General features: G+C 61.6%; 17 protein-coding genes and 2 pseudogenes. 9 read left to right on the top strand and 10 right to left on the bottom strand.

Annotation, left to right across the window (positions count from 1 at the left end):
* Positions 1-2: 2 nt before the first annotated feature.
* Positions 3-1,370, bottom strand: a complete 1,368-nt coding sequence (locus tag ACO07W_RS16565; RefSeq protein WP_421844834.1) for an FAD-binding oxidoreductase — start codon at positions 1,368-1,370, stop codon at positions 3-5.
* Positions 1,367-2,629, bottom strand: a complete 1,263-nt coding sequence (locus tag ACO07W_RS16570; RefSeq protein WP_421844836.1) for an MFS transporter — start codon at positions 2,627-2,629, stop codon at positions 1,367-1,369. Before ACO07W_RS16570 ends, ACO07W_RS16565 begins: the two co-directional genes overlap by 4 nt.
* Positions 2,630-2,722: 93 nt before the next feature.
* Here ACO07W_RS16570 and ACO07W_RS16575 point away from each other — a divergent pair, with 93 nt between their 5' ends.
* From ACO07W_RS16575 to ACO07W_RS16585, 3 genes are all read left to right on the top strand, one after another.
* Positions 2,723-3,550 carry a uracil-DNA glycosylase gene (locus ACO07W_RS16575; RefSeq protein ID WP_421844838.1) on the top strand — a complete coding sequence of 276 codons (828 nt, stop codon included), beginning with the start codon at positions 2,723-2,725 and terminating at the stop codon, positions 3,548-3,550.
* Between the two features lie 2 nt (positions 3,551-3,552).
* Entirely contained in the window at positions 3,553-4,671 is a 1,119-nt protein-coding gene (locus tag ACO07W_RS16580; protein WP_421846054.1) for an FAD-binding protein, read from the top strand.
* A 69-nt stretch (positions 4,672-4,740) separates the two neighbouring features.
* Positions 4,741-5,784, top strand: coding sequence for an LLM class flavin-dependent oxidoreductase (locus ACO07W_RS16585; RefSeq protein WP_421844840.1), 1,044 nt, complete (start codon positions 4,741-4,743; stop codon positions 5,782-5,784).
* On the opposite strand, the gene ACO07W_RS16590 is transcribed toward ACO07W_RS16585, so the two are convergent.
* Together ACO07W_RS16590 and ACO07W_RS16595 are read right to left on the bottom strand one after the other, a co-directional pair.
* A complete protein-coding gene (locus tag ACO07W_RS16590; protein ID WP_421844842.1) occupies positions 5,781-6,230 on the bottom strand; it encodes a nitroreductase family deazaflavin-dependent oxidoreductase in 450 nt (149 codons plus the stop codon). The genes ACO07W_RS16585 and ACO07W_RS16590 overlap by 4 nt on opposite strands.
* A gap of 4 nt (positions 6,231-6,234) precedes the next feature.
* Positions 6,235-6,453: pseudogene (locus ACO07W_RS16595) on the bottom strand (HIT domain-containing protein); the annotation flags it as partial.
* A gap of 120 nt (positions 6,454-6,573) precedes the next feature.
* Here ACO07W_RS16595 and ACO07W_RS16600 point away from each other — a divergent pair.
* Complete coding sequence (locus ACO07W_RS16600; RefSeq protein WP_421840071.1) at positions 6,574-7,848, top strand: IS256 family transposase; 1,275 nt, start codon at positions 6,574-6,576, stop codon at positions 7,846-7,848.
* A gap of 45 nt (positions 7,849-7,893) precedes the next feature.
* Here the strand turns inward: ACO07W_RS16600 and ACO07W_RS16605 are convergent.
* Together ACO07W_RS16605 and ACO07W_RS16610 are read right to left on the bottom strand one after the other, a co-directional pair.
* Positions 7,894-8,133 (bottom strand): annotated as a pseudogene (locus ACO07W_RS16605) (HIT domain-containing protein); the annotation flags it as partial.
* A 66-nt stretch (positions 8,134-8,199) separates the two neighbouring features.
* Positions 8,200-9,291 (bottom strand): LLM class flavin-dependent oxidoreductase, encoded by a 1,092-nt coding sequence (locus ACO07W_RS16610; protein ID WP_421844844.1) that lies wholly within the window; start codon positions 9,289-9,291, stop codon positions 8,200-8,202.
* Between the two features lie 546 nt (positions 9,292-9,837).
* Here ACO07W_RS16610 and ACO07W_RS16615 point away from each other — a divergent pair.
* The 3 genes from ACO07W_RS16615 (at position 9,838) to ACO07W_RS16625 (ending at position 15,005) form a co-directional block, all read left to right on the top strand.
* Positions 9,838-11,190 (top strand): WS/DGAT/MGAT family O-acyltransferase, encoded by a 1,353-nt coding sequence (locus ACO07W_RS16615; RefSeq protein ID WP_421844846.1) that lies wholly within the window; start codon positions 9,838-9,840, stop codon positions 11,188-11,190.
* 1,285 nt (positions 11,191-12,475) lie between these two features.
* Entirely contained in the window at positions 12,476-13,408 is a 933-nt protein-coding gene (locus ACO07W_RS16620) for a hypothetical protein (RefSeq protein ID WP_421844848.1), read from the top strand.
* A gap of 757 nt (positions 13,409-14,165) precedes the next feature.
* Positions 14,166-15,005, top strand: a complete 840-nt coding sequence (locus ACO07W_RS16625; RefSeq protein ID WP_421844850.1) for a hypothetical protein — start codon at positions 14,166-14,168, stop codon at positions 15,003-15,005.
* A 141-nt stretch (positions 15,006-15,146) separates the two neighbouring features.
* On the opposite strand, the gene ACO07W_RS16630 is transcribed toward ACO07W_RS16625, so the two are convergent.
* Positions 15,147-16,262, bottom strand: a complete 1,116-nt coding sequence (locus ACO07W_RS16630) for an MFS transporter (protein WP_421844852.1) — start codon at positions 16,260-16,262, stop codon at positions 15,147-15,149.
* Positions 16,263-16,438: 176 nt separating this feature from the next.
* On the opposite strand from ACO07W_RS16630, the gene ACO07W_RS16635 reads away from it, so the two are divergent.
* On the top strand, positions 16,439-17,266 hold the full coding sequence (locus ACO07W_RS16635; protein WP_421844853.1) for an AraC family transcriptional regulator: 828 nt from the start codon (positions 16,439-16,441) through the stop codon (positions 17,264-17,266).
* Between the two features lie 318 nt (positions 17,267-17,584).
* Here ACO07W_RS16635 and ACO07W_RS16640 read toward each other — a convergent pair.
* Positions 17,585-18,729, bottom strand: a protein-coding gene (locus ACO07W_RS16640; protein ID WP_421840069.1) for an IS3 family transposase whose coding sequence is annotated in 2 segments (ribosomal slippage) — positions 17,585-18,462 and positions 18,462-18,729 — 1,146 coding nt in all. Because the reading frame shifts where the segments join, the coding sequence is not laid out codon by codon here.
* Positions 18,730-18,915: 186 nt separating this feature from the next.
* Here ACO07W_RS16640 and ACO07W_RS16645 point away from each other — a divergent pair.
* Positions 18,916-20,007, top strand: a complete 1,092-nt coding sequence (locus ACO07W_RS16645; RefSeq protein ID WP_421844854.1) for an LLM class flavin-dependent oxidoreductase — start codon at positions 18,916-18,918, stop codon at positions 20,005-20,007.
* Between the two features lie 191 nt (positions 20,008-20,198).
* Here the strand turns inward: ACO07W_RS16645 and ACO07W_RS16650 are convergent, their stop codons facing one another.
* Positions 20,199-20,777, bottom strand: a complete 579-nt coding sequence (locus ACO07W_RS16650; protein ID WP_421844855.1) for a hypothetical protein — start codon at positions 20,775-20,777, stop codon at positions 20,199-20,201.
* Positions 20,698-21,468 (bottom strand): hypothetical protein, encoded by a 771-nt coding sequence (locus ACO07W_RS16655; RefSeq protein WP_421844856.1) that lies wholly within the window; start codon positions 21,466-21,468, stop codon positions 20,698-20,700. Before ACO07W_RS16655 ends, ACO07W_RS16650 begins: the two co-directional genes overlap by 80 nt.
* Positions 21,469-21,914: the final 446 nt, after the last annotated feature.

Raw genomic sequence — 21,914 nt, forward strand, 5'->3', positions numbered from 1 at the left:
CTTCAGATGCCCGCGCCGGGATTGAGGATGCCCTGCGGGTCCAATGCCTGTTTGATGCGCCGGTTTAGGTCCATGACGTCGGGGCCGAGATAGCCGGCCAGCCACGGCCGCTTCAAGCGACCAACCCCGTGCTCCCCAGTGATCGTGCCACCCAGCCCGACGGCCAGATCCATGATTTCGCCATACGCGAGGTGGGCGCGCTCTGCCATCTCGGTGTCAGCGGGATCAAACACAAGCAACGGGTGGGTATTGCCGTCACCGGCGTGCGCGATCACCGATATCATCAGCTCTCGCTCTTCGGCGATGTCTGCGATGCCGGTGACCAGTCGGCCCAGTGCCGGTAGCGGCACCCCGACGTCTTCGAGCAAAAGTGTTCCCTTGCTCTCCACCGCTGGGATGCAATAGCGGCGGGCGGCGACGAATGCCTCGCCCTCGTCCGGATCGTCGGTGGAAAAGACCTCGGTCGCGCCATGCTCGGCAAACACAGCGGCCATCACTTCGGCGTCGTCGGTTCCCGCGCGCCCACGTTCGTCGGAGCCGGCGACCAGCATGGCGGCCGCCCCCCGATCCAAATCCATACGCAATGTGTCCTCGACTGCGTTAATCGCAACCGAATCCATGAACTCCAGCATGGCGGGGCGTAGCCGGGCGGTGACCCCCAATACCGCATCGACCGCAGCGGCAACCGAGGAGAAGCTGGCTACCACGACGTTGGAGGTGTTCTGCGCCGGCAGCAGCCGCAAGGTCACTTCGGTGATCACCCCCAGTGTGCCTTCGCTGCCGACGAACAGCTTCGTCAGGCTTAAGCCAGCGACATCTTTGAGCCGCGGGCCACCCAATCGCACCGCGGAGCCGTCAGCCAGCACCACCTCCATGCCCAGCACATAATCAGTGGTCACGCCATATTTCACGCAACAAAGCCCGCCAGCGTTAGTGGCGATATTGCCGCCGATGCTGCAGATCTCGAAAGACGACGGATCGGGCGGGTACCAGAGCCCATGTTCGGCGGCGGCCTTCTTCACCTCAGCGTTGAACAAACCTGGCTGACATACCGCGGTACGAGTGACCGGATCGATGGTGAGGTCACGCATCTTTTCTGTGGACAGGACGATGCCGTTGTCAAGCGCGGTCGCCCCCCCAGATAGGCCGCTGCCGGCTCCTCTGGTCACAACCGGCACCCCATGAGCCGCTGCCCATCGTAAGACGGTCTGTACCTCCTCGGTGTGCCGTGGCCGGACTACGGCCAGCGGTCGGCCGGCCGACGGGTCAAGAGCGCGGTCTTGCCGATAACCCTCGGTCACCGCGGGGTCGGTTGCCACCTGCCCATCGGGCAGGTTGGCACGCAGATCTTCCACCGCATGTGCGTTCACTGCGCCGATCCTACGTTCGAAGAATCGAGAGCGGATTCAGGCGCACGATTCAGTTCGTACAGCGATGGCAGTCTCAGGCAAGCCAGACCGGTGAGCAGGATCGGTAGCGCCAACGCCATAAATGTTGCCCTCAAACCGACGGAATCGGTCAACGGGCCGGCCATCAGCAAACCCAACGGACCGGCGGCGTAGGCCAGCGATGTCATCACTCCGACTACACGGCCCCGCAGGTGATGGGGCGCACGGGTCTGCATCACATACAGGTAGATCGGCTGGATTGGCCCGAACACCAGGCCAACCAGGGTGGCGAGAACCAGGATGACCGGCAACGGGGGTAGCAACGAGAAGAACACCGTTGCGACACCAAGGGTGAGCATCGCGACCAACAACGTAGTACGGCGGGGAACGTGTTTGGTCAGCGTGGCATAGCCAAGCGCACCCACCAGGCCCCCGCTGGCCAGCGCCATCAACACCCACCCCAACTCCTCAGGTTGGTGGAGGTCGGCGAAGTACTTCGGAAACAGCACGCTTTCCATCGGCAGATACAGCGCTGTCACAACTAGATCAACCAACGCAAGTGTGCGCAACACCGGCAGATTCCACACGAATCGCAGCCCTTCGGTGATTCCGGAAACCAGTCCCGCGGGTCTGGACGCCTGGTGGGGCTTACCGGCGCCCTCCAAGGACAAGGTGGTGATTGACAGAATGGAGAGCAAGAACGCGCTGGCAGTGATCCACATTGTCGCGATGCCGCCGACGGTCCCAATCATCAGACCACCAATGCCTGGGCCGAGGATAAAGGCCAGGTTGAGGATAGCTTCGTAGGTGCCATTGGCCCGATCCAGTGACCAGCCAGCTCGTTCGGCAGCCTCGGGCAGCATCGACTGCCGAGCGGTAATCCCCGCCGGATCGAACGCGGCAGCCAATGCCGCCAGTACCGCCAGCACGGCCACGTTGACAGCGGCGGTGCCGAACAGCCATGCGACCAGCGGCACGCCCGCCACGGCGGTCCCGGACAGGGCATCGGCAACTATGGACATCCGTCGCCGCCCGAGGTAGTCGACCGCGATGCCGGCGACGAGCGTGGAAAACAGAAGCGGCAGCATAGTTGCACTGGCCACCACCGACGCCTGGCCTGCGCTGCCCTCGCGCTCCAAAACCAACCAGGGGAACGCGACGATCGAGACACCATCGCCTGTCGTCGCCATCAACGTGGCGAACAAGATCCGGAGAGCTGGGCCTCGACTACGGTTTCTCATGGATATCGGGGCTGAACCTAGCGGCAAACCAGCATCGGATGCCACTGAATATTGGCCTGCTTTCGTAGGCATTTCGTGTCCTCGGGTAGCTGAATGCAGGATGTCTATGTGCTCATCCATCCCGGCAGCGGTCAGTCGTTTGGTTCTCCGGTTGCGCCCGGCAGCGGCTGGCCGGGTGATCTGGCGACGGTACGGACCCCGGTGGCTGCCGATCCGGCTGCAGTCTCGGTGCTTGCGAACGAGGCCGGTTCGATACCGGAACTCGACGCTGCGGTCAGCGTTTGCCGAGCTTGCCCTCGCCTAGTCAGCTGGCGGGAGGACGTCGCCGTAGCGAAACGCCGGGCTTTCGCCGCACAGCCGTATTGGGGACGGCCGGTGCCGGGCTGGGGATCTGAGCGCCCCGCCCTGTTGATTGTCGGGCTGGCGCCCGCCGCGCACGGCGCCAACCGGACTGGCCGGATGTTCACCGGAGACCGATCAGGAGATCAGTTGTATGCGGCATTGCACCGGGCCGGTTTGGTGAACTCGCCGATCAGCGTCCATGCGGCCGACGGGTTAGCGGCTCATCGTATTCGTATCGTCGCACCTGTAAGGTGCGCGCCGCCCGGCAACGCCCCGACGCCGGCCGAGCGGCTGGCCTGTTCGCCGTGGCTGGATGCTGAATGGCGACTGATTGCTGATTACGTTCGCACGATCGTTGCCCTGGGAGGTTTTGCTTGGCAGGTCGCGCTGCGGTTGCCGATCGCCTCGGGGATGCGTAAGCCAAAGTTTGGCCACGGTGTCGCCGCTGAGCTGCGATCCGGCGTGCGATTACTTGGTTGCTACCACCCGAGTCAGCAGAACATGTTCACCGGTAGGTTGACCCCGGAAATGCTCGACGACGTTTTCAGCGACGCCAAGGTGCTGGCAGGATTGGGATGACAGTGAAGACGGTTCTGGTTTCCGGTGCCAGTATCGCTGGTACGACTGTCGCGTATTGGCTAGGGCGACAGGGTTATTCGGTCACCGTGGTGGAGCGCCACCCGGGGCTGCGGCTGGGCGGTCAGGCGATCGACGTACGTGGCCCAGCGCTGATGGTGCTGGAGCGTATGGGGCTGCTGGCCGCCGCGGAAAGCATGAAGACGCGAATCCGGGGCGCTTCCGTTGTCGATCATGACGGCAACGAGCTGTCTCGGGATACCGAATCAACGCCGACCGGCGGGCGGATCGATAGTCCCGACATTGAGCTACTGCGCGACGACCTGGTCGAATTGCTCTACAAAGCAAGCGAATCGACAACGGAATACCTTTTTGACGACAGTATCGTGACGATGCGGGATCATGGCACCTCGGTCGAAGTGACCTTTGAGCGTGCCGCCGCGCGCAGTTTCGACCTCGTTGTCGGTGCTGACGGATTGCATTCCAATGTGCGCCGTCTGGTTTTCGGGCACGAGGAGCACTTCATCAAGAGATTGGGAACCTACGCGGCGATATTCACCGTGCCCAACTTCCTGGAGTTGGACTACTGGCAGAAGTGGCACTACGGCGAGTCCACCATGGCCGGGGTTTACAGTGCTCGCGACAACACCGAGGCCCGGGCCGCGTTGGCGTTCATGGACCCCGATCTGCAGATCGATTACCGCGACACCGCATCCCAGGTTGCCGAGGTGGAGCGGCGTATGGCCGAGGATGGCTGGGTGCGCGCGCAACTGCTGCACTACATGCGGACCGCGCAGGACTTTTACTTCGACGAGATGTCTCAGATCGTGATGGATCGCTGGTCGCAGGGTCGAGTGGTTTTGGTCGGTGACGCCGGGTACTGCTGTTCGCCCTTGTCGGGCCAAGGCACCAGTGTCGCTTTGTTGGGCGCCTACATCCTGGCGGGCGAGCTCGCGGCCGCAGGCACTGATTATGAACGCGCCTTCGCCAACTACTTTGCCGAGTTCCGTGGCTATATCGAGCGCAATCAGTGGCTGGTCAGCGACAACATCCCTGGGGGCGAGCCCATACCGCAGGAAGAGTTCGAGCGGATCGTCGGATCGATCACCCTTGAGGACTACTGAGCCGCTTGGCTGCTTTGGTGAGAAAAGCCGGCTGGGAACGTTCCAGAGGCCGAATGCGTTGACGTCATCGTGCGTATTTCCGTCCTCGATCTCGTTCCAGTACGCACTGACCAGTCGACCAGGGATGCGTTGGCCGCCACGGTGACGTTGGCGCAAGCCGCGGACCGCTTGGGTTTCACTCGCTACTGGGTTGCCGAGCACCACAACATGCCGTCTGTAGGTGCCACCAGTCCGCCGGTGCTGATCGCTTACCTGGCTGCCCAAACTTCGCGGCTCCGGCTCGGGTCAGGTGGTGTGATGTTGCCCAATCATGCACCGCTGTCGGTGGCCGAGCAGTTCGCGCTGCTTGAAGCGGCCGCGCCCGGCCGGATCGATCTCGGTGTCGGCCGAGCTCCAGGTTCGGACCCGGTTGCGGCGCATGCGCTGCGCGGAGGTCGCCCACCCGCTCAGCAGGATCGAGACATCGAGAACTTTCCCAACTACCTCGACGACATCGTCGAGTTAATGAGCGCTCGCGGCGTGCGGGTACCCCTTCGTTCCGGGCACTACACGCTCAAAGCAACCCCCGCCGCGGCCAGTGAGCCGCGGCTATGGCTGTTGGGTTCCTCGATGTATTCGGCTCGCCTGGCCGCCGCGAAGGGGCTGCCGTATGTGTTCGCTCATCACTTCTCCGGGAAAGGGACCGAAGAGGCTCTTGAGCTGTACCGCTCCCAGTTCGTGCCCAGTGAACTGGCTGCCGAGCCGGTCACGTTTTTGACGGTGAACGCCGCAGTGGCGCAAACACGTGCCGAGGCGGCGGCATTGATGTTGCCCAACTTGCAGATGATGGCCCGGTTGCGGACCGGGCAGCCGCTCGGCCCGGTGCCGCTGGTCGAAGAAGCGTTAGCGGCTCACGTAGGTTCGCAGCAGCAGCGCATCGTGGAGGCCGGATTGAAGCGGGCCGTCGTCGGCTCACCAGCCGAGGCCGCCGACCAGCTGCGGAGAGTTGCCGCTCAATTCGGGGTCGACGAGGTGATGGTGCACCCAGTCGCATCGGCTCGGCGCGGCACCGAATCCGCGGCCGCACCGGACCGAGTGGCAACTCTCGAAATGCTGGCGAAAGAGCTGTTTTAGCGGCGGGTCAGCGCCACGACCGGAATCGGCCGTGACGTCCTGGTTTGGTATGCCTCATAGCGGTTGGCGTTGTTCTTGTTGACGATCTGCCACAGCCGAGGGTAATCCGGGTCGCCGGGCAGCGCCGGCTTTGCTGTCACTACGAATCGCTTTGTGCCGACATTGATTTCGATATCTGGATTGGCCTTCAGATTGTGGTACCAGCCTGGTGACCGGGGATCACCACCCTTGGAGGCGACGACGAGGTATGCATCGCCGTCCAGGGCGTAGGTCAGCGTGGTCGTGCGTGCCTTACCCGTTTTGGCCCCGGTCGTATGCAGCAGCAGGCTCGGGGGCACGCCTGGGACCCGGTGGCCGACCCGACCGCCAGTGCCCCGGTAGATAGCATCGTGCAGCTGCAGCACCCGCACGCCAACATGCCGCTCAATCCATCGTGATATGTCCATGGATTCAGTCTTGCGGAGGGGCGCCCAGTTGCGCCAGCGCGTCTCGCAAGATCCGACCAGTGCCTTCCCGGTCCGGATCCCGGCGCAGTACGAGTCCCTTGGCGACGGATAGCTTGTCGCCGCTGCGCCGCGGCAGTACGTGAAGGTGGATGTGGAACACCGTCTGGAAGGCGGCGCGGCCGTCATTGATCCCGATGTTGGTTGCATCCGCCAATTCGGTCGCGTCTCATCGCTGGTGTAAATGGTCACGGGCGTAGGTTCCGTCGCAACCGACGAAAGCTATGAAGGAGGGGCTACGCCCGTGACCAAGCGAGTATCGCCGATTGAGCGTGTGCGTGTTGAGATGGATCAGTTGTTCGCCGCGACCGAGCGGCCGTTGACCGAGATTTTGGAGGAGGTCGGGCGGTTATCGGTGCGTCTGGTGTTTCAGGTCGCCGTGGAGGCCGAGGTAGAAGCAGTGTTGGGCCGAGCCCGTCACCAGCGTCGGGTTCAGGACGGCCCGGGCGGGTACCGCAATGGGTATCAACCGCCGGCGACGGTGAAGACCACGATGGGCTCGGTCGAATTATGCCGCCCGAAACTACGCGACACCGACGAGCGGTTCTGTTCGCGGCTATTCGGTGCCGGGGTGACGCGCACCCACGCTCTGGAGGCGTTGGTGATTTCGGGATGGGTGCGCGGTTTGTCGGATCGCGACATCGAGGCCGCGTTGGCCGAGGTGCTGGGCTCGCAGGCGGCGTTGTCGCGCTCGACGGTGAGCCGGATTTGTGCGGCCATCAAAGACGAGTTCGCTGCGTGGTCGTCTCGACGCCTTGATGAGCTGGTGTTGGACTACCTGTTCTTGGATGCCTCGAACTTTCGGATGCATCCCAACGCCCCGGCCGAGCCGGTGCTGGCCGCCTGGGGCATCTGCACCGACGGCAAGCCCCTGTTTATTGGGCTGGCCCCAGCCGCAGCGGAGTCGGCTGATGCGTGGGCCGACTTCTTGGCTGACCTGAGGAACCGGGGACTACGCCCGCCGCTACTGGGCATCTCCGACGGGGCGCCGGGCCTGATCGCCGCATGGGAGACCACGTTTCCGGCAAGCCTGCGTCAGCGGTGTCTGATCCATCGCTGCCGTAACGTCATCGCCAAGACACCTGTCGCGGTCCAGGACGAGATCAAAGCCGCGTTCTGGTCGATCTTCGATGACATTGACCAGCCACCCGGCCAGCAGGCCGTGGATGAAGCCACCCGCCGCGCCGAGGAGTTCACCACCACATACCGCGGGCTCTACCCAGCCGCGGTCGCTTGCCTGGCCAACGACTTCGCCTCGCTGAGCGTGCATTTGCGCTTCCCCCGCCAACACTGGACACGCATCCGCCATTCCAACCTCATCGAACGCACCTTCGGAGAATCCCGTCGCCGGGTCAAGGTCATCGGCCGCCTACCCGGCGAAACCAGCTGTCTGTCGCTGGTATGGGCCGTCCTCGACCGCGCCAGCCGCGGCTGGCGCGGAGTCACCCAAACATCAGCGACCAGCCGCCACCTCCAAGAACTACGCCACCAACTGCTCGAGCCACCCCGCCCACTGCATCCCCCCACCACAACAACCACGACCGACACCACCGCCGCGTAACATGACCACCAGGAACATGCGCCCAGCGTTTTTACACCAGTCCTAAGACGCCACCGCCAATTCCGTCGAGCGCGCTGCCTGAGCGATCCGTTGGCCGATCGCCGCCATATCGGCCAAGGTCTCTGGCGGGGTGTCGGTGAGATCTACCGTGTGACGCTTGGGCAGCACCAAGGTGTGTCCGCGGGTGAAAGGGCGAATGTCGAGGATAGCCAGATATTCGTCGTCTTCGTAGATCCGGATTGCGGGAGCCTCCCCAGCGACGATCGCGCAGAACACACAGGACATATCGCTACGGTACTGGCCAGCCCACTCGTGGTGGGCGGGGACGTCGGGGTTTTGCCTGGCGGGTGGTTAGACGTCGCGGAGGTCAGCCAGCAGGGTGAGAAACTCTGTTGTGTTGGCATTGATTTCGTCGAGTCCACCGACACTGCCGGTCGCGTTAGCCACGATGATGTGTTGGAGACCGTTGTCGGCGTAGCCGCGGACTCGATCAGCGATTTCGGTGGCGTTGCCGATGAAAGTGAATTCTTCGACCAGGTCAACAGGGATTGTTGGAGCGAGCTGGCGAAGGTCGTCAGGATCGAAATCGTGGTAGATCAGGTCCACCAAACCGCGGCATCGCGGCCCGGCAGGATGAGCCAATCCGTGTTTGGCCCACACCTCAGCAGAACACGCGAGTGCGGAGAGCTTAGCCAGCGGCTCACGGTCCATGAGTTCGGCCACATACTCACGAGATTCACCCATAACCACACCAATATGCAGGGCGCATTCGGGCATCGGCCGCCCGGCTCGCTGGGCGAACTCGGCGATCATGCGGCGCTTGTCGCCGTAGCTCGATGCGCTCATCGGCCAGGCCGGAATCCAACCATCGCCATATTCCCCGGTCAGACGCAGCATCCGTGGACCGTGACCGGCCACCCACACCTTCGGCCGACCAAGATCATCACGCTGCAACGGCAGGCCGACACGCCCAGGCGAAGCCCCCGCGGGCATGACACCATGATCAAGCAACGCGCGCAGCTCGATCAAAAACGTCTCCAAGTCCGCAACCGGGGTCGAGAAGTCATAGCCGAACGGTTCAAGGTTTTCGGCTTCCCCAGCACCAACCCCAAGGCAGAATCCACCGCGGCACAGCTGGTGCAGGGTCAGCGTGGTCCGAACCACATCCGGTGCTCGGCGCCGGATCCCGTCGGTGACACAGACCCCCATCGGCAGCTGCGAATCACCGCCGATCGCAGCGATATAGGCAAACGGGTCATACCAGGCGTCAGAATCCGGCGACAGCGACGCCAACGCCATCTCAGCCCACAGATCCGGATGCGCTACCCCCAGCAAATGATCCGGCACCCAGAAAGAATCCACACCAGCCTCTTCGGCAACAGCCAACATCGCACGAGACGACTCAAATGGATGCATCGGCACCACCAGCAACCCGACTTTCATCAATTCGCTCCCTATAGCTTCCGGGTTGCTCTGCAACGTGGTGAACCTGCTGGCTGCCGACCGAGATGTCGTTGCAGGCCCGGCCATAGCGTTGGCCTCATTCTGGCTCAGATTAGCCTGCTGCTGAGGTCAGTATCCGTTGTGTAGATACCTGATTGGCAGGATTGGTGCTGTGGTGCGGTGGGCGTCGGCCTGTTGGAAGGTGTCGAGTTGGATGGTTCGCTCGGCCGGGACTTCGTGTCCGCTGTCGGGGCCGGGCACAACAACCTTTCTCAATATCGCGCGACATTTTCAGATAATTGACGCAGGCCTGTTCGTGGAGTTCAAATTTTCTACATTGGGACAACGGGGTGTCGTGGGGAGGGCGAAATATTGATGGTGATTTCTCACTGGGGCGATGGATAAACTTACCCGGCAACAGTTCTCATCCGGTCAGGGCTCAAGTGCGGATTGAGTACGGCGATGGGCCGAGTCAGCTAACGCATAGCGGGAAAATCGGCGGGCGCCCGATTGGCTAAGTTGAGTTGGCCCCGGTTGAATGTGGGGATGGACTGGATGACGCCCACCGACTTGATGTTCTTGTTCAGCGAATCACGTGGACATCCTGCGAACATGGGCCTCTTGTTCTTGTTGGACCCTCCTGTGGGTGCGGGCCCAGAATTCGTTCGGGAGTTCTACGACGCGCTGGTGGCCAACGACGAATTCCAGCCCACCTTTCGTAAACATCCCGCCACGATCGGTGGTGGTATTGCCCAGTTGGCATGGGCTTATGACGAGCACATTGACGTGGACCACCACGTGCGACTGTCTGCGTTGCCGGCCCCGGCGCGGGTTCGCGACTTGTTTGAGCTGACTTCTCGGCTACACGCTAGTTCGTTTGATCGCGACCGCCCGTTGTGGGAATTGCACGTGCTGGAGGGGCTTGCCGATGGCCGGTTCGCCATGTACGTCAAACTGCACCACATCCTGTTCGACGGTGTCGCGCTGCTGAACCTTGTGCGACGAACGTATTCGGTTGACCCGAGTGACCTCGGAATGCGGGCTATGTGGAGTTTGCCGTGGGTATCCGATCAACAGTCCGACCTCCCATCTCGGCCGGCTTCCCTGGGTAAGAGGGTGGGATCCATTGCAGGACTTGCTTTATCGACGGTCAAGCTGGCCCGGGCCGCGCTGATCGAGCAGCAGCTGACTATGCCGTTCGCGGCGCCACCCAGCATGTTCAATGTCAAGATCGGCCAAGCACGTCAATACGCGGCTCAATCCTGGGCACTGGAACGGATCATGCGGGTCAAGCAAGCCGCCGGGGTGACCGTCAATGACGCGGTCTTGGCGATGTGCGCCGGAGCGTTACGTTACTACTTGATCGAGCAGGAGGCTCTTCCGGATGCGCCGCTGATTGCGCTGGTTCCGGTGAGTCTGCGCCCAAAAGAAGGAGCTGATGCCGGCGGTAACATGGTCGGCAGCATCTTGTGCAATCTTGCTACACATCTTGAGGATCCCGGTAGACGGCTTGAGACTATCGGTGCGTCGATGCGTGCGAGTAAAAATGTGCTGGCCGACCAGCAACGGGTGCAGGGGCTGGCGTTATTTGCCATGACCACGGTGGCGCCGTTGGCTCGGTCGGGTTTCCTGGGCGCAGTGCGGCCGCCGTTCAACCTTGTCATCTCGAATGTGCCGGGCCTTCCAGAGCCGATGTACTACCGGGGGGCTCGGGTCGACGCCGGCTATCCGCTGTCGTCCGTCATGGACGGGCAAGCCCTAAACATCACCATGGTGAGCAATTCGGGCAATCTCGATTTCGGCTTGATCGCCTGTCGGCGCGGTGTGCCGTCTCTGCAGCGGCTGCTTGGGCACCTGGAATCTTCGCTCAAGGACCTAGAGCAGGCGGTCGGGGTCTGAAGGACTATCCCCAGGCCGACACCGGCGCGTTGAGCATGTCGGCCCCGGTTCAGAGCGCACTGATCTGTTGGGCGGGGTTGCCGCGGAGCCGGGGTGGCCATGTGCGCAGCCAGTTATATTGTTGAATCCCAGAGCGTTTCCCGCAGAGCTTCCAGGGGGCGTCACGCGGTTTCGACCGCCAGTGGGCGCCGACTAGGCGAGTGGTTGCCGATCGCGCTCCTTGTTTCATCGCAGCGGACAACGGGTCAGATCATGTGACGGCCAGTCTGACGATGGCATGAACCAGGCGGCTCGCCGCCTCGTTATTAGATTCGACGGCGCGCGTCGGCCACCAACCAAACCAAGACCGGTGTTAGCGCTGGCGAAAGTGAGATGAACGAGGTGCTTTCGGAGCTGGATTTCGCCGTACGCTGCAAATGCGCGAAGAAGTTCAACGACGGTGTGACGTGTGCCGCAAACGCGACGTGGTTTGTCGAGATCCACCCTGTCGACTGGTGCGACCGTGTCGAGCTAAACGAAAACGGCAACGTTGCCGGATTTCTCTGCTACGAACATCTGAAACTCTATGAACACAGGGCAATCGACAAGGCCAGTAGCGTCAATCCTACCGGCTACTCCCGGCTTTGGCGCCCCAGCAGGCCCTACTGCCAGACTTGCCGCCAGTCAATACGGACCGGGACCGACATCCTCCAGGTCGCACTAGCCCTTAAGGCGCCAACCGCCCCTAGCCGCTGAGTCAGAGTCAGTTGTGCGCGGCTCGCGCAGTTTTGGTCGTTGAGGGCCGGCGAGTTTCGCCGCGCCGCGATAACAGGTGCGGCTTATCCGCATGTTTATGGGTTCAGAAGGGGCGGATACCGAGCCGCCGCATTCGGCGGGATGCGATTTTGCAGGCTTCCGATAGCTTTTCCGCGCGCCACGCCCGCCGGGTCGGAGCGGGCCAGTCCGATGGTCGGTCGGTGGTGCGGGTCCGTCTGGTGGGCGGCAGATTCGAGGCGGTTAGCTCAGCAACGAGTGTGTGGGACATGTCATGTACACCGCCGCGGGTTTCTGGTGGTATTCCTATTTTTGGGACGGTACCGGAGTTGCGGCGGTGGTTCCGATTAAAAATTGCGTTGAGCCGAAATAGATTTCGGCCGTCCTCGTGAATCGGTGATTAAGTTCACAGATCGCAGGGCAACGCTCGTGCTGGCTGTGTGCCATACTTCCATGGCGGCTCTGTGGCGCCCCTGAAGTCGAAAAATGCAGTGCAACAACCTCGTAAGGATTTTGCTCCAATATGGGTGCTATGAGTTCAGCTATTAAAGAAATGGCGGGCGGGATAAGTTTCGCTGCAGGTTCTATGGCTGGCGGTCTGATCGGGTACGAAATCGGGGACAAGGCCGATGGGAAATCCGGTGCCCAAACCGGTGAGACGCTTGGTGCCGTCATCGGCGGTGCGCTAGCGGGAATTCCTGCGATCGCGTTGACGGGCCAGTACCGTGCGGTTTTGGGAACCGTCGGCCATTTAGGTGAATTGGTAGGTGAAGTCGGGACTGGTCTGATACCCGGCGGCGCGCGTTTTGAGACGATAGGAAACCTGGTCGGCTACGGTGTCGGATCGGGCGCAGGAAAAGCGGCTGAAACCGTTCTAGGGGCCAGGGGCGGTAGGCAGAAGTCTAAGCGGAAGTCCGGGCCGCCCAAAGGGAAGAAGCGGAATCCCGCGTCCTCGGACCAGCCGACTGAGGAACAAGATCAGTCTTCCGGCCGACGCTCGCGCCGAGCGCCACTGCTCGAAGAAGAATCTCTGCAGGATGACTCCGACGTGAATGTCGATGTTCAACCTCGACCGACGGCAATCACCAGTGCGGCAGCGCCACCGCAGCCTGGACGCCCCAGCACGGTTGTTGCAGAAATACACCCGGAGCCCACGGCGAACTCCGAGACGAACCGCTTGGTGTATGACCGTGAGGGCATCGCCGATGGTATAGACCGATGCCGCCGGGTGATATCACGCTCGCAGTCGGCGCTGGATCAGCTTCGCGAGCTCGAGGCCTCACTGGATGCCAGCGCAGAGGGGCAGACGGCGCAAGCCGCCCATGAACGCCTGACACCACTGGTGCGGATGAACCAAAAAGCCATCGCCGATGCGTTGCGTACCCTGGATTATCTTGACCTCGCCACAACAAACATGGATAACCTCGACCGAGGTCTAGCGCAGTCGCTAACCACGATCGCCTAGGTGGGCGGGTTCGCGCTTATTGGGCGCGATCGGCGTCCACGGCCGGGGCCGGGGCGCCTCGCCGGGCGTTTGGCTGCTGGGACGACCGGTCATTGGGCATGGTGCTCGAACCGACGCTAGCCAAGGCATTGATCGCCGGTTTGGTCAAGGCTAGGGCGCTGGCCGGGCCTGGCGCGTACTAAATCTACGACCCATAGTTGTTAGATCTACGCGATTTTCCTGATGTACCTGAGCGCGGCGGAAACAACGATCGGGAGATGGCGGCGCCCCAATCTCTGTCGGTTGGTGTGCGCGCGCGTGTGTACTGTCCTGCGGCCCAGGGGATCCGCGGCATTCTGATCGAGGATCTCGGGAAGCGTCTTCCGGAGATGTCTACGCCGACAACGCCTATTGTGCGTCGGCAGTGTGGAAGTGGGTTGTCCGCCTTGCCGACTAGCCGCCGGGTGCGTAGTGGACGACATCGCCATGTGTCCGATTTCACGACAGCAAACAAGCGCCGTCGGTTGTTCGGACGCGAGACGAGTGCTGTGTGTAGGCACGCGGGCACTCATGCAACTAGTCGAGACCGGTTCGGTATCGGCCCGCCGTCGAGCAAATCAACACATGCAACCCAACCAGGTCTGCCCGACTAGTCGACACAGCAGAAAAGGCAGTCATAACACAGTTAGGACTTTGTTGCGCTATGAGTGCTACTCCGTCTGCAGCCAAAGAGTTACTGGGCGGTATAAGTTTCGCCGTAGGTGCCACGGCTGGGGGTTTGATCGGCTATGAAATCGGCGATAAAGCCGATGGAGACTCTGGCGCTCAAACCGGTGAGACGATTGGGTCCGTTGTCGGGGGTGCCTTGGCGGGTATTTCGGTAATTGCATTGACAGGGGAGAACCGTTCGATATTGGGAACCGTCGGCCATCTAGGTGAGATGGTGGGTGAAGTCGGGACTGGTCTGATACCCGGCGGCGCACGTTTTGAGACAATAGGAAAACAGGTCGGCTACGGCATCGGCTCAGGGGCGGGGAAAGCGGCCGAAGTCGTTCTAAGATCCAGGGGAAATAAAAAGAAACCGACATCCTCGCCTCGGTCCGGCGAACAACAACGCGAGTCTTCCCGTCGACGTGCGCGGCAACCGCTCTTGCTCGAAGAAGAACCACACTCTGTTGACGTTGAAGAGGAGCCACGTTCGACCGCGATCACTCGAGCGTCGGGCGCGGAACAGGAGACGAGCGCCGAAACGGGATCGCAGTCTGGGCGAACGATCACCGTTGTTGCAGAAATACACCCGGAGCCCACGGCGAACTCCGAGACGAACCGCTTGGTGTATGACCGTGAGGGCATCGCCGATGGTATAGACCGATGCCGCCGGGTGATATCACGCTCGCAGTCGGCGCTGGATCAGCTTCGCGAGATCGAGGCCTCACTGGATGCCAGCGCAGAGGGGCAGACGGCGCAAGCCGCCCATGAACGCCTGACACCACTGGTGCGGATGAACCAAAAAGCCATCGCCGATGCGTTGCGCACCCTGGATTATCTTGACCTCGCCACAACAAACATGGATAACCTCGACCGAGGTCTAGCGCAGTCGCTAACCACGATCGTCTAGGTGGGCGGGTTCGCGCTTATTGGGCGCGATCGGCGTCCACGGCCGGGGCATCTCGCTGGGTGGTGTTCGGCCGTCACCATCGCTGGTCCGGCTACACGCCGAGGCTAGCAAATCAGGGTGGTCGTACCCGGTTTTTTTCGTTCAATTATTTGGGGTGGGCAACAATAAGCTGAGCCCAACAGGCAGAACTGCCAGTGCGCACAGCGCTGTCAATGCGGAGGTAACACCGTGGGTGTCAGCGAGTGCTCCAAGAATCGGCATGAACACGCCCCCCGCGCTGACCGCTAGTCCAAGTGTCACGCCGGCGGCCGTGCCCAGCCGGTTGGGTAGGTAGTCCTGACCGAGTTTGATCATCACCGCGAATGGGATGTTGATAGCTGCGCCCGCCGCAAATGTCAGCGCGAGCGCGACGATCGGACGCGTGCTGAGGTGCAGAGCGATGAGGAAGGGGATTATCAGGGCACCCCCGATCTGCACCGTACGAACGGTCCCGCACTGGTCGGCGATAATTCCTCCCACCATGGTGCCCATGATTCCGCCAGCGAGGAACAGGGACAACGCGACACCGCCAGTCGTCGCGGTGGCGCCAAAGTGCTTGATGAAGTACAGCGCGATGAAGGTGTTGATCCCGAACGAGACGGTCGAGCGGGTGATCTCTACACCGGTCAGGGTCAGAAAAGGCGCCCAACGGTCGCGGCCTATCACGGTCTTGGAGGCAATCTGCGCCGAACGGTTTGTACGGACCTGGTAGCGGAGCAGTAGTGCTCCCATGACCAGTGCTGGTATGGCCAACGGCAACAGGGAACGCAGGCCCAGATGTGCAGCAAGTGGCGTCACCACAACCGGTGCGAGGAAAAATCCGATCTTGCCGCCAGAGGCGAAGTAGCTCATCGCGGTGGTGCTGGCTCCCGCGTCGCGGCGAGCATCACGCCCGGCGGCCGGATGGAAAGCCGCCACTCCCAGACCTGAAGCCAAGAAAAGCGTCCATACCGCGGCGTAGTGTGGCGCGGTCACGGCCAGGCATGCTGCTACCCCTGCGGTGCTCAGGCCGAGCGGAGCGATCCACGATATCGATCGACGATCGGCTACCAGCCCGAAGATGGGCTGCGGTAACGCGCTGCCCAAGGTGGCGGCCATGGCCAACGAAGCGATGGCGGTGTAGCTGTAGCCGCGTTCGATGGCGAAGAACGGCAGGGCCGCAGGCACCAACCCTTGGTAGAAATCGTCCACGGCGTGGCCGGCTACCCAATACCGCATCCGCGCCAGTGCCCGACCGGCGCCCGGCGGCAGTTTCGTTTTTCCGTCATCCGCGGGTGTGCGTCGACGTCCACCCCAACGGTCTGGTGGCTCATTCGGCCCTCCGAAGTTCTGTGTCTTGTCACTTCACGTTATGTGGATGCCGGAGTGCCCGGCTTCCGATAAAGTGCCAAATAATGTCGAAAACTAGCCAAGATCTGATGGCGACGTCGTCACAACGACGCGTTGCCGGCGCCGAGATAGGAAGTCACCATCACCGGCTGCATCAAATCGTCTATCCCTCACGCGGGGCAGTCGCGGTCACTACTTCGATGGGCACGTGGATCAGTGCGGCCAACCGCGCCATCTGGATCCCTGCAGGCGCCACTCATCAGCACCGTTTCCACGGCGACACGCAATTCCATTGTGTCGCGTTCGATCCCGGAAAATACGCCGCCGTCTCACACGTTCCTGCCGTATTGCTCGTCGATGCACTGGCGCGTGAACTGATAGTGGCCTGTTCGCAGGCCGAAGATATCGGCGATGCAGCCAATGCGCGCAGACTTGACGTCCTTTACGACCAGTTGTGCATGAGCGCTCCGCAACCACTGTGGATACCGTCGCCCAAAGACCACCGACTGCGCCAAGCGTGCCGAATCACCGCCGAAAACCTGGCTACGCCGCTAGCCCTAAACCACATTGGGCGAATGATCGGCGTTAGCCCGCGTACCCTGAGCCGCCTCTTCGCCGCGGATGTGGCGATGAGCTATCGGCAGTGGCGCACCCAGCTGCGCGTTCATCACGCGCTTCGGTTGCTTGCTGAACAGCACACCGTCACAGAAATAGCTCACGCATGCGGCTGGGCCACTCCAAGCGCGTTCATTGAAACGTTCAAGCGCACCCTCGGATACACCCCAGGGCAACACCAAAACGCGGATAGCCGGTCCGAACAACGGGGTAACTCGCGACAAGCACGGGGCTCTATCGCCGATCAAAGAATGGACGGACGCCAACGCGGCAGATAGGCATGGGATCGCTCGCCAGGCCTTCAACTGATCAGCATTGAGCGTCAGAGGTGTTGACCCGCTGCCAATTCGGGCAACGGTTAGGCAGCAAAGGTGAAACCTCGCCTCTGGCTTCGCGACACCCGTCTCATGAAAAGCCTGTCTAGTCAGGTTGTCACCGGTAATCGGTGGGATGGCCGGCGGTGTTTCGGAGGTCGGTAGCACCGCGCTTGAAGCGCATGACCCCAGTCGGCCGCTGTTCGGTGCGCGGGTTAGTGTGGCTGGTCCCCGATATCGGGTCCACCTGGAATTAGAGCCAGGTTGTTGTTGATCTGGATTTTAGTTGATGTCGCAGGCTATGGGGTGATGGGTGTGGCTGCATTGGGCAGCGTATTCGGCCGGAGTGCGATAACCCAGCGATGAGTGGCGGTGGCGGTGGTTGTGCTCGTGTTTGAAATCGCTGATCACCACCTTGGCTTCGAGCAGGTCAGTCCAGTAGTTGCGGTTCAGACACTCCTTTCGTAAGCGGCTGTTAAAGGATTCAATGTAGGGGTTTTTCCAGGGCTGACCTGGGGGGATATAGGTCAGCCCGACTTTTCCGTCGCAAAACTGCTGCAACGCTTGAGAAATCAGCTCCGGCCCGTTGTCCATGCGCAGCACCGTGGGCGGACCCCCGGCAGTGGTGAACACTCGCTCGAGCTCGTCGACCAGCGCCTCGGCGGTGATGGAGCGTGCGGTCATGTCCAGCAGCGACTCGCGAGTGTGCTCATCGAGCATCGAGGCGATCTTGACCGACCTGCCGTCGATAGTGGAGTCAAACTGAAAATCCAGCGCCCACACCACCTTGGGGGCATCGGCGATGATCGGCGGCACTGAGGGCACACCACCACGTTTGCGTGGGGAGCGGACGGCGACTTGCAGTCCCTCTTGGCGCCACAGCCGGTGGATCTTCTTCTTGTTGACCTGGTGATGCTCGTCGTAGCGCAACGCCGACCACGCACGGCGAAACCCGTGACAGGGGTGTTTGCGGGCGTAGGAACGCAGCCAGGCCCGCAGATCGGCATCCGGGTCCGCCGGGGTCTGGTCGATACGGACACGTCGGTAGGTTGAGCGGGCCAGCCCAACCGCTTGGCACGCCAACCGTTCTGAGATGCCCTTGACTTCTGTGAGCATGTCCACGGCGCGGCGTTTGGCGGCTGGGCTCAAAATTTTCCCTTGGCCACCTCACGTAGGGCGTCTTTGACGAGCTCGGCCTCGGCCAACAGCCGTTTGAGCCGCCCGTTTTGCTCGCGCAGTTCCTTGAGCTCGCGGGCCGCATCGAGATCCATTCCCCCGTAGGCTCGGCGCCAGTTGTACAGGGTGGCCGCCGATACCCCCAGCTCGGCAGCGATCTGCTCACCGGAGCTGCCGCCGGCGGCCAGCTCATCAGCTCGGCGCAGCTTGCGCACAATGTCTTCGGCGGCATACCTCTTACGACCAGCCATTTCCTTGTCCCTTCCAGCCCACGTTTAGGGCCACGAGACTCTAAAACAAGCTGGACTCATTCACGGGGAACACGCCAAGTGTTTCGGACCGAGCGGCGCATTCGTCGTTGCAGAATCCCACAGCGCTGTGGTTTTTTCGCAATAGGTTTCGGCCGTGCAGCCGAAGATCAACGGGGGAGTGAATTGATGAAGGTCGGGTTGCTGGTGGTGCCGATGCATCCATTTGAGTCGTCTCGTGCGATGTTGGCTGTTGCCGAAGAGGCTGGTGTGGATTCTTTCTGGGTGCCGGATCATTTGCTGGGGGTAGCGCATCCGGATCTGTGGGCTGAGATGGCGTTGGCGTCGCTGTCGCCGGATTCTGACGCCTGGTATGACCCGTTTGCCTATATCGCTGCGATCGGCGGTGATTCGCAGCTGCCGATGGGGGTCTGTGTCACCGACGGGATCCGGCGCCGAGCACCGGATGTGGTTCGGACCACGCTGACCCTGCACCAGCTGTGCCGCGGTGGATTCTGCCTTGGGGTTGGTGCTGGGGAAGCCGAAAACCTTGAACCGTTCGGCTATGACTTCTCGACCCCGGTTGCGGACTTGGAGACGTTTTTGATCGAGCTGCGCGCGTTGCTTGATCATGGTGTCATGCCCGCGGGGGCTTCGCCTGGGCGTGTCGGCCTGCCGTTGCAGCGTGATGATCTTGGTCGGCCGAAGGTGTGGGTGGCCGGTCACGGTCCACGGATGCTGCGTCTGACCGGGGAATATGGCGATGGTTGGATTCCGGCCTGGCCGATGAGCGCATCGAGCTACGGCGACAAGCGCCGCATGATCGCCGAGTTCGCCCAGCGAGCCGGGCGGCCGATGCCCGAATGCGCCCTGCATATTGGTGTGGTTATGGGTGAATCTCGTGAGTATGTGGCCGAACTCATGGACCGTGAGCCGCTGGCTAAGCTCTCCGCACTCATGTGTTCTGCTGAGGTGTGGGCCAAACACGGATTGGCTCATCCTGCCGGGCCGCGATGCCGCGGTTTGGTGGACCTGATCTACCACGATTTCGATCCTGACGACCTTCGCCAGCTCGCTCCAACAATCCCTGTTGACCTGGTCGAAGAATTCACTTTCATCGGCAACGCCACCGAAATCGCTGATCGAGTCCGCGGCTACGCCGACAACGGTCTCCAACACATCATCGTGGCTAACGCGACCGGCAGTGTCGGTGGACTCGACGAAATCAATGCCAACGCAAAGGAGTTTCTCACCCTGCTGGCTGACCTCCGCGACGTCTAGCCACCCGCCCGGCAAAACCCCGACGCTTCGGCCGCGACAGCGCCAGCGCCCGACGAACTCGGCTCGGGTGGGAAAGTCCACGCCGCCAGGCGACTTCGAGACCGGAAATGCTATGTCATCTAGTTGTCCGAAATCGAGACCGCGTATCAGATGGGTACGAAGTGAAGTGCCCAGGTATGGCAGCGCGCAATTTATAGACTCTCGAAAAATCGTCGTCCGAGTTCGTCGTCGAATCCTCTGAATTCGGTGTTGGCTAAGTCGAGATAGTTCAACGCCCGTGTGGTCACGTCGACCATGCTGCGTTGAACTTCTGAAAGCTGGGCCAGCCGCTCCCCAGAGGCTGCTGTCGTCCGCCCTTCGGAATTTGCTGCCAGCGATGCCTGAGTGCGGCCGAGCTGATCCAACGTTGACTCCGATTTTGACAGCACTTGTCGCAAACCGCCGATCCCAGCAGAAATTCCCTCATAGTCACGGACGATCAGACTGCCAGCCCCCGAACCACTGTCAAACAACTCTGACGACGAGCCTAGGCCAGCGCCAGGGCCAGGACCCGCACCCTGATATGGCACCCCATACGCCTCTTCATAGGGGATGAGGTCGTACCGGTCGGGAGGTTCGACGCCGGCGCCACCGGGATTTGTCCCTCCAGCTCCCGAGTCAGAATAGGGCGGAGTAAGGTTCTCTCCCGATTCAGAATAGGGCGGAGGAAGGTTCTCGTACTGCTGCGCTAAGTTCTGATACCCGCGCGCGCTGCTCTGATCGCTCGGCATCCTCCACGTTCCGCGCGGCCGCCTGCTGATTCCGCGCTTCTTCTTGCTCGAAGCGCTCCATCTCTTCCCGGTATTCCTCCGCCCGACGCTCGTGCGGTTCTATCTCTTGCCGTTCTTCCTCGGCCAGCTGCCGGTAGGTCCTTGCTTGCTTCTCGTGCGCCTCGACATTTTGCTGGTGTGCTTCGATATTGCGTTGATATCGGTCTAGCTGCTGCTCGTGATCTTCGGCAGCTGACCGAAACATTTCTTCTTCTTCTTCGAAGTCGGAGGCGTCTTCGGGATACTCCGCTGCTAGGTCCCGCCGCTCCTGCTCCAAGTGCCGGTACTTGTCCACCAACTGCTGCTGCTTAGCCAGTTCTCTTTGTTGTTGTTTCAAGAACCCTTGCTGCCGGCGCGCTTCCCCCTCGTGGTGTTCGGCCAGCCGCTCGTATTCCGCCACAGCCCGTTTGTTAGCTTCGGCTTCACGCAGCTCCTGCTGCATCAAACCTAAGTTTTGTTGCGCTGCCGTCTGATGCTCTTGTGCTGCTCGCGCCAGATACTGGTGTTCGTTGGCGTCAAGTCGGCTCTCTCGCGCCGCGACCTCGTCAGCGCGCGCCCGCGACCGGATGTACTCAGCAAAGCCTGTTGGATCGTAGGACGCTTCGGGAGTCACTCCGGCGCCGAGTTCGACTTTTTCTTCGGACTGGCCCACGGAATGAAAACCGCCGGATGGTGCGTCCCATGGGGATCCGTTTTCTGTGGAGGCGAAGGCGTAAGGAGGGGGCGGGCCCAGCGTTATCCGACGCGCTTCTTCTGCCTCAAGGAATCTGTCACGCCCCTCCGGAGGGGGACTGTAGGGCGGCGGATTCTCGCCGTCGTTGGGGTTAGGAGTTGGTGAAGTCACTGCGTATGCCTGTCAATACTGTTTACCGAAGGCCATCTCGTGTCAAATAGTGCCAGACGGCTAGAGATTTTACTCAGGTGAAGGCGGCACGCGCATGAGCGTAGCGATGTATCGGCTCAGCAAGGGCGCTTTCAAATGGTTCGGCAAGATTGTTTACCGAGGCAGAACAAGTGGCCTGGGCGACACGCTCGGAGGCATTGCCGGCGAGGGGTCTGGCCGACGCGCGTCTTAGATGGGCCGTGACGCCCAGGAAG

Source organism: Mycobacterium sp. (genome assembly GCF_965230835.1).
Lineage (GTDB): Bacteria > Actinomycetota > Actinomycetes > Mycobacteriales > Mycobacteriaceae > Mycobacterium.